This window comes from Patescibacteria group bacterium, from assembly GCA_034660655.1.
Taxonomy (GTDB): domain Bacteria; phylum Patescibacteriota; class Patescibacteriia; order JAACEG01; family JAACEG01; genus JAACEG01.
Window position 1 is genome coordinate 1 of the sequence record JAYEJU010000036.1, and the last position, 3,107, is coordinate 3,107.

Annotated in this window: 5 protein-coding genes; 4 read left to right on the forward strand and 1 reads right to left on the reverse strand. The window is 29.9% G+C overall.

From position 1 onward, the window contains the following. The 3 genes from U9O55_02580 to U9O55_02590 all read left to right on the forward strand — a co-directional run. On the forward strand, window positions 1-290 hold a 290-nt coding region (locus U9O55_02580), incomplete at its 5' end, for a sigma-70 family RNA polymerase sigma factor (GenBank protein MEA2088700.1). Then, window positions 277-1,026, forward strand: a complete 750-nt coding sequence (locus U9O55_02585; protein MEA2088701.1) for a hypothetical protein — start codon at window positions 277-279, stop codon at window positions 1,024-1,026. The genes U9O55_02580 and U9O55_02585, both read left to right, overlap by 14 nt. A 511-nt stretch (window positions 1,027-1,537) precedes the next feature. Next, window positions 1,538-2,365, forward strand: coding sequence for a Bro-N domain-containing protein (locus U9O55_02590; GenBank protein MEA2088702.1), 828 nt, complete (start codon window positions 1,538-1,540; stop codon window positions 2,363-2,365). 51 nt (window positions 2,366-2,416) lie between these two features. Here U9O55_02590 and U9O55_02595 read toward each other — a convergent pair whose 3' ends face one another. Then, a complete protein-coding gene (locus U9O55_02595; GenBank protein ID MEA2088703.1) occupies window positions 2,417-2,563 on the reverse strand; it encodes a hypothetical protein in 147 nt (48 codons plus the stop codon). Window positions 2,564-2,820: 257 nt separating this feature from the next. On the opposite strand from U9O55_02595, the gene U9O55_02600 reads away from it, so the two are divergent. After that, window positions 2,821-3,107: GxxExxY protein (locus U9O55_02600; GenBank protein ID MEA2088704.1), on the forward strand; the 287-nt coding region annotated here is incomplete at its 3' end.

Sequence of the window (3,107 nt, forward strand, 5' to 3'; positions counted from 1 at the left end):
CAAAAGAAAGATTGTTTTTAGATGAAGAAGAGTATAAAATAATTGATAAAAAAATAGATATGAATGATAGCGTTGATAGAAAATTATTAAGAAAAGAAATAGAGGAATATTTAAGCGCGATAAAATTAAAATATAGAGAACCTATTATTTTGTTTTATTTTGAAGAAAAATCTTATGAAGAAATAAGCGATATTCTGCGAATTCCAAAAAGCACAGTGGGCGTTTTAATTTCAAGAGGTAAAAAAATTCTTAAACAAAATTTAGAAAAAAAAATGTATGGAAAAAAATAAATCTCAAAAATTTGAAGACAACATAATGAACGACATAAAAAGCGGGCGAGTTAAATTGCGCTCAAAGTATATTTTTTTAGCTGAGAAATTAGGCTTAGGCAGCGCTTTTGTTTTAAGCGTTGTTTTGTCAATTTTGTTTTTTAGCTTGTTTTTATTTTATATGAAAACAGCTGATAATTTAGAATATTTAAGTTTTGGTAAATACGGATTTTTAGCTTTTTTAGAATCTTTTCCATATTTATTGGTTGTAAGTTTTATTCTGTTTTTATTTATGGCAGGTTATTTAATTACAAAAAGCGATGTTTCCTATAGAAAGCCTTTTAAATATTTTGCGATCGCTCTTTTGTTTTTTATTATTATTTCTGGAACTTCGTTCGCTTTTATTGGAGTTGTTGAAAAAATAGAAAAAGAAGCGTATAGTTCGCGTCCAACAGGAATGTTTATAAAGCCGTTTTTTAAAAAAGGAATGAAAATGCGAGGAAGGGGGGTTTCAGGAGTTGTGTCTGAAATAAACGATAATTATTTGATTGTTAAAACGCCTTGCGGGCTGCAAAAAATAAGTTTAGAAAAAATAATTTTTGAAAAATTACAACAATTTGAAAAAGGAGATTTTGTCATCGCAGTCGGCAAAAGAGTGGAAAAAGATTTTTTAGCAACTAAAATTCGCGTTGTAAGCGAAGATGAGATTCCTATGATTAAACGAGGTATTCATCGTAAATTTAGACAAATGAAATAGATTAATAAAACCATAAAATTAAATTGACCGAGCAATAGAAATTTTATATAATAAGTAATAAAATACTTATTATTTTTGTTTATTGTTTATTGTAAAAATTGCAAAGGAGTTAGGTGCTTTGTTTGGTTGTTTATTAGGATTATTTAATGGAATAATTTTTATATAAAAATATGAATTTATCACAACTTATCAAATAAAGCGGGAAATATGATTTGACTATTTTTTCCGCGGAAAGCATAAACAGGATTGAGAAAAATATTTTTGAGAAAAACAAAAAGTTTTTTATTAAATGCTTTAAAAGAGAAAAAGATATTCAGGCAAGGATAATTCAGGGGATGAGATTTATGAAGTTGACAAAAATAGAGAGATGATACTTGATGAGCACGGACATTTAAAACAGAGGCATGATTTGGATGATATTGCTTTTGCTTTTGAGAAGTGGGGGAAGGAAAATGGGTTGGGGTTTTGGAGATAAGTTTGTTAATTTTTTATAAATTTATTTAAAATCAATATGAAAAACAATAAATTGATAATTTTTGAAAGCAAGAAAATCCGTAGAACTTGGCATAAGGATGAATGGTTTTTTTCCGTGATTGATATTGTGGGAGTTTTAGCAGAAAGCCCTTATCCAAGACAATATTGGGAAAAAGTCAAACAAAGAGAATTTATAGATATTCAGTTGTCCCCAATTTGGCTACAACTGAAATTGGAAAGTTCTGACGGTAAAAAATATAACACTGATTGCGTGAATTTAAAAAACGCTTTTCGCTTAATTCAGTCAATACCAAGTAAAAAAGCGGAACCGTTTAAAATGTGGCTGGCGCAAGTTGGAAAAGACAGGATTAATGAAATTGAAAATCCAGAATTGGCGCAGGAAAGAATGAAGCAGATTTACGAACAAAAGGGCTATCCAAAAGATTGGATTGATAAAAGATTAAGAGGAATGGCGATTAGGCAGAATTTAACAGATGAATGGAAAGAACGGGGAATTAAAATTCAAACCGATTTTGCGATTTTAACTGCTGAGATTTCAAAAGCGACTTTTGGAATGACGCCGTCAGAATATAAAGAATTAAAAAATATTCCAACAAAATCAAAGGCGAATTTGCGAGACAATATGACAGACTTGGAATTGATTTTTACCATGCTTGGCGAAAGAGTGACAACAGAGATTTCTCAAGAGGAAAAACCAAACACTTTTGGTAAAAATAAAAAAGTCGCCAAAAGAGGTGGTGGGGTTGCTGGTAAAGCGAGAAAGAACGCGGAAAAAGAGATAGGCAAAAGCGTGATTTCAAAAGATAATTATTTAGGAAATAAGAAAATTAAGAAATTGAAATAATATATTCCTTTTGCTTTTGAGAAATGGGGGGAGGAGAATGGGTTGCAGTGTTTATAAAAATCTAAATTTGGAAATTAGTTTTCCATTTTGGTTTTTATATATAAAACACATTGTGGCGATTGTTTCTTTCTTGCCGTTTTTTCTTTTTGGAGTTGGAATATATTTAACTAAAAAGTAAATGTCCCAAATTTCAATCATAAAAAAATCAGATATTTTGTTTTTGTCATTCCGAACGGAGCGGAGCGAAGAGAGGAATCGCTTTAATAATGTTGGCGGTAATAATAATGTTTATTGAGAATAATAATGTTTAAGGGATTCCTCCTATCGTCGGAATGACAAAAAAAATAACAAAAGAAAAATAGTAACTATGCAAATCTCAATCATAAAAAAATCAGACATTCAAGAAGCGCACAGGTTTGACGCGGAGTGTCTTGAACTATGATTAAAATGATTAAATGAAAACTATGATTAACAATAGTGTAATCAATGAAAAATATAAATATTCTGACTTGACTGGTAAAATTATCGGGGCGGCGATGGAAGTGCATAAATTTTTAGGAAACGGATTTCAGGAAGTTATTTATCAAAGAGCGTTGGCTATTGAATTAAGAAATAAAGAATTATCATTTGTCAGAGAGCAAGAAATGTGGATTAATTACAAAGGAGAGAATATTGGCACAAGAAGAGTTGATTTTTTTGTTGAAGATAAAATTATGGTAGAAATAAAAGCGGTAATAAAATT

Excerpts from the sequence above, each read along its gene's own strand:
- U9O55_02590 (MEA2088702.1), top strand. The coding sequence starts at position 1,538 with ATGAAAAACAATAAATTGATAATTTTTGAAAGCAAGAAAATCCGTAGA.
- U9O55_02595 (MEA2088703.1), bottom strand. The coding sequence starts at position 2,563 with ATGATTGAAATTTGGGACATTTACTTTTTAGTTAAATATATTCCAACT.
- U9O55_02585 (MEA2088701.1), top strand. The coding sequence starts at position 277 with ATGGAAAAAAATAAATCTCAAAAATTTGAAGACAACATAATGAACGAC.